Here is a 7,218-nt window from a genome sequence, read left to right as displayed (position 1 = left end):
TCTTTTATCTGTGTCAATCTGCCTGCCCGGTGAAATAGACGAAGTCTCAGCGCAGCGGATTTCACTGGGTGTGATCTGTGGGCTAAAAACTCTTTTCTTATCTGGGTTGCGGGCAAAGCCCGCGTTAGTTACCGTATACAAATCAATCAACAAATAATCTGGAGGCAATAATGCGCATCAACCATTTAATCGGTACTCTGGCGATTCTAATGCTGCTCACGGTAGCCCCGTGGACCAGCCAGGCCAGAGACGACCAGATGGACAGTCTGAAGATGTTCAGCGAGGTGCTGCATCTTATCGAAGACAATTATGTTGAAGCAAAAGATCGCCAGGATCTTATCCAGGGGGCTATAGAAGGTATGCTTCGCAACCTGGATCCTCATTCTTCTTACGTGGACCTGGAACAGCTGCAGATGATGCAGGAGGACTTTTCCGGCAAATTCGGAGGCATCGGCATCCAGATAGGCATCCGGGACGGCAACCTGGTGGTGATTGCGCCTATAGAAGGTACCCCGGCCGACAAGGCCGGGCTTGAACCCGGGGATATAATCGTTGAAATAGAAGGAGAGTCCACCCAGAACATGGGACTGACCGATGCCGTCAGCAAGATCCGCGGTCCCAAAGGCGAGCCCGTTGAGCTTACCATCCTCTCAGAGGGTTCTCAGACCCCTGAAAAGATCAAGATTGTCAGGGATGATATACCTGTACATTCGGTCAAAAGCCGCGAGCTGGAGTCGGGCTATCTGCACCTGCGCATTACGGACTTCAAGGCCACCACCACTGAAGACCTGAAAGAAGAAATCCGTAATTACTCCTCAGAAAACGAGGTCAAGGGCATAGTTCTGGATCTCCGCAACAATCCCGGCGGACTTCTGGACCAGGCCGTATCGGTTTCCGACATATTCCTGGATGAAGGACTGATTGTTTACACCCAGGGCCGTAAAGAGACCCAGCGCAAGGATTACACCGCTACCAGCAGGGCCGAGGATGTAACCTCCCCCATGGTGGTTCTTATAAACTCAGGTTCGGCTTCAGGCTCGGAAATCGTTGCAGGAGCCCTGCAGGACAGAAACCGGGCCCTGCTCCTGGGAGAACCCACCTTAGGCAAAGGCTCGGTACAGAGCATTATGCCCATATCCGACGGGTCGGCCATCAAACTCACCATAGCTCTTTATTATACCCCTGACGGGCGCTCAATTCAGGCTGAGGGGGTTACCCCGGACATCCACATCCCGCTGCAGCGGATCTCAAAAGATAAGGATGAAGAAGACAGGGAAGAAATCCGGGAATCATTAATGCAGTTTCACCTGGAGCACCCGGATGAAAGGCCCGAGTATGAAGAGCGCTACTCCGAAGAAGTACAAAAGCTTCTGGAGGAAGACAACCAGTTGCGCATGGCCCTGGAAGTTTTACGTTCCATGCCCAGAATACAGAAACTAAGCTACAATTAACCCCAATACCCATGGTGTCCTCCTCCGGCGGAAAAAAACGCAAAAGCAAGAAACCTCCGGCACCCCGGCAGAAACCGAACCTCAGGTTTTTGTTGTGGGGTGCTGCCGCAGGTTTTACATTTCTGGCTCTTTTAGGGATTCTTCTGCTTCCCCCAAAGGAAAATACTGCTGTTACTCCCACTCAAGTAGCCATCCAGCCCCCTGTCAAAGATGATGAAGTCTATTCCAGGCCTGCTGAACATGATCCTTCCCAGGAAAAGAGATTCAAATATGCAGATAAGGTGGGAACTGGATTTGAACACAGAGTATGGAAGGCGGATATGGCCATACTGAATGCCCTGAACAGAATAGACCAGGACGAGAGTTATATCCTGCGCAACCGGATGGAAAGCCGTTTTTTCTTCGGCACCCCCTACAGTTTTCAGGAGATGCATATATATACAGGCAACAGGCAGGAGCAGTTCATTCAGAACCTGGAGGAAGCCCTGAATCATTTCATGGACAACACCACAGTCAAGCAACTTGACCAGCATGGTCAGAAGTGGGCCATCAGCATTGCCGGGCAGACCACACATCTTCTGCATCTGGGCTTAGATAAACCGGACATACAAGCCGGCAGAGGCAACCTGGTCATTGTCATTGACGACCTTGGAGAATGCATGGTTTTTCCCCGCAAACTGGCTGAACTGGACTTTCCGGTCACTTTCTCCATCCTGCCGTATCTGCCCAGGACCTCCGAGGTAGCAGAATTCGCATCTGTAAACGGTTTCGAGGTCATGCTGCATATGCCCATGGAGCCAGACGCCTACATCCGCGGGGTAGAACCGGGACCAGGCGCCCTTTTTGTGGACATGAAACCGGAACAAATCAGGCAGCAGATGATCCACGCCCTGCAGCAGATTCCCCAGGCCCAAGGGGTGAACAACCACATGGGTTCCGCCTTTACCCGGAATCACCAGGGCATGAGAATAGTCTTTGAAGAACTGATGAAAAGGGACTTGTTCTTCCTGGACAGTGTAACCACCCCGGATAGCGTAGCCCCCTATCTAGCACGTGAAATGGGACTGGACTTCATGCAGCGCCACGTTTTTCTGGACAATATCCGCAGTCGTGAAGCAATCATGCACCAGTTGCAAAAGGCCGAACAAATGGCTTCCCGGCACGGAATGGCGGTGGCCATAGGTCATCCGCACCCGGAAACCCTGCAGACATTGCGCCACTGGAACAGAGAAAGGGATCACAGGGTCAACATAGCCAGTGTGGACGAACTGATCCTGCAGCAAAAAATCATGGCGGTATCTGCAAGATAAAAAACGAAATACTTACTACCTTGACAGATGCAACTGCAGAAAATCTTATTGCCAGTCGCAGTAGTCAGTAGTCAGTCACCCACCTTTAGTGGCTTACTCCTGAAACCCTGTCACAAAAAACAAGAAATTGATATCAGTTAATTATTAATTGTTAATTGTTGAAGAACAAAAGCCTAAATTAACTGCCTTACCCTATTAACAATTAACAATTAACTGGGTTGCGGGCGTAGCCCGCTTTAGGGTGAATAGTTCCAGCGTTCATGGTTCACGGTTGAAGAATATAATCAAATAGTAATGGAGGAACAATGACACAGAGAACACTTTCCATAATCAAACCGGATGCTGTAGAGAGAAACCTGCAGGGGGCCATTCTTAAAATGATTCAGGATAGCGGCCTGAAAATCGTGGCCTTGAAAATGCTCCGCCTCAGCAAGGATGAGGCCCGGGGGTTTTACGCTGTACACAGTGAAAGACCCTTTTTTGACAGCCTCACCAGCTACATGTCTTCAGGCCCCATAGTAGTAGGCATCCTGGAGGGGGAAAACTGCATAGAAAAGTACCGGGAGATCATGGGGGCCACCAATCCTGAACAGGCTGAAGAAGGCACCATACGCAAAACCTATGCCCTGGACATAGAGAAAAACTCAGTGCACGGCTCTGATGCACCGGAAACCGCCCGGGAAGAAACCGCCTTTTTTTTCAGCCGAATGGAGGTGGTGGGTTAAATGGGTGTACATCTGGGAGTTATCGGCACAGGCAACATGGGAGGGGCCATTCTCCAGGGCCTTGCCGGGCGGAAGGATCTGCATCTGCACGGCTATGACACCGACGAGTCCTGTATGCAACGCCTATCCAGCCTGTGCGGCATGCAAATGCATCCCGGACCTGTTGACCTGGCCCGCAGTTGCGAGTTCATCATCCTGGCAGTGAAGCCTGCCCTTGCACCCGCCATAACTGCAGAAATCGCTCCTGGCTTGAATCAGTCCAAGTGTCTGGTTTCAGTGGCTGCCGGTGTCCGGACGCGGGACCTGAGCTTCTGGAGCAGCCAGGCCTGCCCCGTGGTAAGAGTAATGCCCAACACTCCAGCCTTGGTGGGCCGCGGGGTCTTCGCCCTTTGCCTGGATGACCACAGCCTTTCCCGGGACAGGGCTGATTTTATCCAGGGCCTTTTCCAGGAGTTGGGACAGGTCTACGTGTTGCCGGAAAAAGCCTTTGATTCTTTTACCGCCCTTATCGGATCCGGCCCGGCGTATGTCTACTATTTTATGGAGGGTATGGTGGACGCGGGTGTATACATGGGCCTTAGCAGACCCGATGCCACGGCCATGGTACTGGAGCTGTTTGCAGGTTCGGCCCACATGGCACAGCAGGAAAACCGCCATATCACTCAATTAAAAGAAATGGTTACCTCTCCTGGTGGCACAACTATAGCAGGCCTTGGAGCGCTGGAAAAGCACGCTGTAAAAGCAGCGGTCCTGGAGGCGGTGCAGGAGGCCGCCCGGCGAAGCAAAGAGCTTGGAGGAAACTGAACATCAGCCTGGGGATAATCAGTGGCCTCGATCCAGTGCTGCTAAGTGATTTACAGGACCATGGCCTCTCCCCAAAGGAAAACTATATTCCAGGGCCAGTTGCAGATAGTCCCTGCCCTTCTTCACTGCCTGTTCAATATCCATCCCCTGAGCCAGGTTGGCTGCTATGGCCGCCGAAAGAGTACACCCGGTGCCGTGATTACTGCTGGTGTCGATCCTGGGTTTTATTATTGCCAATGCTTCTTTGCCCTTGATGCCCAGCCAGTCGGTTAACTGCTCGGTCTCTTTGAAATGCCCGCCCTTAAAAAGCACTGCTGTGGCCCCGATCCCCTGCAGTCTGGCTATGGCTTCCAGAATATCTTCCCTGGTGTTTATGGCCGGCATGCCCGTCAAAAGTTCGGCCTCGGGACGATTGGGGGTAACCAGAGCAGCCAGCGGGATAATCTCATCTTTAAGAGCCTGGACAGCATCGTCTTGTAAAAGCTTGTGTCCGCTCTGACTGACGCACACCGGGTCGACCACCAGGGGAAAGACACTTTTAGTCAAGGCCCGGGCCACTTCTCTGATAATCTCTTTCGAAAAAAGCATGCCCGTCTTGGCCGAACGTACAGGAAAATCATCCAGAACACTCTGCAGCTGCAGGGCCACAAACTGCGGCTCAAGCGCGAATACACCCTGTACCCCGGTGGTGTTCTGAGCTGTCATGGCGGTGACCACTGAAAGACCGAACACCCGGTGCACGGTAAACGTCTTAAGATCCGCCTGTATGCCGGCTCCCCCGCCAGGATCAGATCCGGCTATGGTCAGGACGCACGGAGGTGCATTGTTGTTCACTTGATACCTCGCAGGCACATGCAGTCAATGTGTTTGTATCTGTTTGGCACTACAGCGACACTTTATTTGAACTCGAAGGGGAAAGGAAAGCAGGGGGCAGTCCCCGAGCCACATGCAAAGCGCTGAACAGATACATGTGTCTGTTTTCAGCCCTGCATCTTCTTTTCTATTTTGGCCCAGGTATCTTTGAGAGAAACTGTCCTGTTAAAGACCGGGCTTGCAGGTGTGCTTTCAGGGTCCACGCAAAAATATCCCAACCTCTCGAACTGCAGTATATCTCCCGGCTTAAGTCCTTTTACGGCCGGTTCCATCATGCACCCCTGCTGTTCCTGTAAAGAAGCAGGGTTCAAAGTGTCATTGAGAGCCAGACCCTTTTTTTCATCCTGAATTGGATTGGGCCTGGAAAAAAGGCGATCATAAATGCGTACCCCGGATCTGACTGCATGTCCGGCCGAAACCCAGTGCAGGGTCCCCTTGACCTTACGCCCGTCAGGCGAATCCCCGCCCCGGGTGGCCGGATCATAGGTGCAGCGCAGCTCCAGTATCCGACCTGTTTCCTGATCTTTGACAACTTCCTGGCAGGTTATGAAATAGGCATATCTAAGCCGCACCTCCCGTCCGGGTGCCAGTCTGAAATACTTTTTTGGGGGATCTTCGCGGAAATCTTCAGCCTCGATATAAATAACCCGGGAAAAAGGGACATTGCGGGTCCCCATGGCCTCGTCCTCGGGGTTGTTTATTGCCGGCAGTTCTTCGGAGGATTCCTGAGGATAATTGGTTATGACCACTTTGAGCGGGTTAATAACCCCCATATACCTGGGAGCTCTTTTGTTCAGATCTTCGCGGATGCAGTATTCCAGCATTGACATATCCACCACGTTGTCACTCTTGGCCACACCGATAAGGTCGCAGAATCTGCGTATAGATTCCGGGGTATAGCCTCGCCGCCTGAGCCCGGAGATTGTAGGCATCCGGGGATCGTCCCACCCGCTTACATGGCCTGACTGGACCAGTTGAGTCAATTTGCGCTTGCTCATGACAGTGAAATTCAGATTAAGCCTGGCAAACTCGATCTGCTGAGGATGACATGAAACCCCAAGCTGCTCCAGGAACCAGTCGTAGAGGGGGCGATGATCCTGAAATTCCAGAGAGCAAAGGGAATGGGTGATACCCTCAATGGAGTCTGAAAGACAATGGGCATAATCATAAGTGGGATAGATACACCAGGCATCCCGGGTGCGGTGGTGCCAAGCATGGATAATGCGGTAAATCACTGGATCGCGCATGTTGATATTGGGTGAGGCCATGTCGATTCTGGCCCTCAGTACATACTCACCCTCCTTGAAACTGCCCTTTTTCATTTCCTGGAAGAGTTCCAGGTTTTCCTGGACGCTGCGTTTCCTGTAGGGGCTGTTTATTCCAGGCTCTGTAAGGGTGCCACGATAACTGCGTATCTCATCCGGACTCAGGCTGCAGACGTAAGCCTGACCCTGTTTTATCAGCTGCAGGGAATAGCGGTAAAATTCACCGAAATAATCAGAGGCGTAGTACAGGTGGTCTCCCCAGTGAAAACCCAGCCACTCAACATCATGCATTATGGAATGTACATACTCCGGGTCTTCTTTCCTGGGATTGGTATCGTCAAAACGCAGGTGGCAGCGTCCACCGTATTTTTCTGCCAGCCCGAAGTTGAGGCAAATGGACTTGGCATGACCTATATGCAGATAACCGTTGGGTTCCGGGGGAAACCTTGTAATCACAGTGTCATGCTTCCCGCTTTCCAGGTCCTTTTCGATAATATCCTGAATAAAATGTGATGCACCCTTAATTTCCATAAAAACTCTGTTTCCTGCCTCAATAAAAGATTTCTACTGCCTGATGCAGCGTAACCGACTGACTGTTATGTATCTGTTTAATTGTGAGGAAGCAGTCCACATTCGACATGCAAAACGCTGAACAGATCCGCGTGATTCGTAACAGTTTAGCCCTTTTTAAGGAAAGCAGGGGACAGGCACCCCCGCACTTATTTTTCTGAAGGATGATTGACAGGTTTTAAAAATAAGTGCGGGTGGAGCCAGTCCCCATGCCACATGC

The 7,218-nt window shown here is 51.6% G+C and carries 6 protein-coding genes; 4 read left to right on the top strand and 2 right to left on the bottom strand.

Annotation, left to right across the window (positions count from 1 at the left end):
• The first annotated feature begins 170 nt into the window (after positions 1-170).
• The 4 genes from QZP87_RS05050 to proC all read left to right on the top strand — a co-directional run bounded on the left by QZP87_RS05050 (position 171) and on the right by proC (position 4,290).
• Positions 171-1,451, top strand: coding sequence for a S41 family peptidase (locus QZP87_RS05050; protein WP_291321831.1), 1,281 nt, complete (start codon positions 171-173; stop codon positions 1,449-1,451).
• 320 nt (positions 1,452-1,771) lie between these two features.
• A complete protein-coding gene (locus QZP87_RS05045) occupies positions 1,772-2,761 on the top strand; it encodes a divergent polysaccharide deacetylase family protein (RefSeq protein ID WP_291321830.1) in 990 nt (329 codons plus the stop codon).
• 305 nt (positions 2,762-3,066) lie between these two features.
• Positions 3,067-3,486, top strand: coding sequence for a nucleoside-diphosphate kinase (gene ndk / locus QZP87_RS05040; protein ID WP_291321829.1), 420 nt, complete (start codon positions 3,067-3,069; stop codon positions 3,484-3,486).
• On the top strand, positions 3,487-4,290 hold the full coding sequence (gene proC / locus QZP87_RS05035) for a pyrroline-5-carboxylate reductase (protein ID WP_291321828.1): 804 nt from the start codon (positions 3,487-3,489) through the stop codon (positions 4,288-4,290).
• An 18-nt stretch (positions 4,291-4,308) separates the two neighbouring features.
• On the opposite strand, the gene thiD is transcribed toward proC, so the two are convergent.
• Together thiD and QZP87_RS05025 are read right to left on the bottom strand one after the other, a co-directional pair.
• A complete protein-coding gene (thiD, locus tag QZP87_RS05030) occupies positions 4,309-5,124 on the bottom strand; it encodes a bifunctional hydroxymethylpyrimidine kinase/phosphomethylpyrimidine kinase (RefSeq protein WP_291321827.1) in 816 nt (271 codons plus the stop codon).
• 146 nt (positions 5,125-5,270) lie between these two features.
• A complete protein-coding gene (locus QZP87_RS05025; RefSeq protein ID WP_291321826.1) occupies positions 5,271-6,959 on the bottom strand; it encodes a glutamine--tRNA ligase/YqeY domain fusion protein in 1,689 nt (562 codons plus the stop codon).
• Between the last annotated feature and the right edge of the window lie 259 nt (positions 6,960-7,218).

Source organism: Desulfonatronospira sp., assembly GCA_003563255.1.
Taxonomy (GTDB): Bacteria; Desulfobacterota; Desulfovibrionia; order Desulfovibrionales; family Desulfonatronovibrionaceae; genus Desulfonatronospira.
The sequence above is the reverse complement of the archived record's forward strand: the minus strand, read 5'-3'. Positions and strand labels throughout refer to the sequence as shown.

What these genes read in the sequence shown, in the direction of transcription:
- proC (WP_291321828.1), top strand. Translation starts at nt 3,487, where the DNA reads ATGGGTGTACATCTGGGAGTTATCGGCACAGGCAACATGGGAGGGGCC.
- QZP87_RS05045 (WP_291321830.1), top strand. Translation starts at nt 1,772, where the DNA reads ATGGCCATACTGAATGCCCTGAACAGAATAGACCAGGACGAGAGTTAT.
- QZP87_RS05050 (WP_291321831.1), top strand. Translation starts at nt 171, where the DNA reads ATGCGCATCAACCATTTAATCGGTACTCTGGCGATTCTAATGCTGCTC.
- ndk (WP_291321829.1), top strand. Translation starts at nt 3,067, where the DNA reads ATGACACAGAGAACACTTTCCATAATCAAACCGGATGCTGTAGAGAGA.
- QZP87_RS05025 (WP_291321826.1), bottom strand. Translation starts at nt 6,959, where the DNA reads ATGGAAATTAAGGGTGCATCACATTTTATTCAGGATATTATCGAAAAG.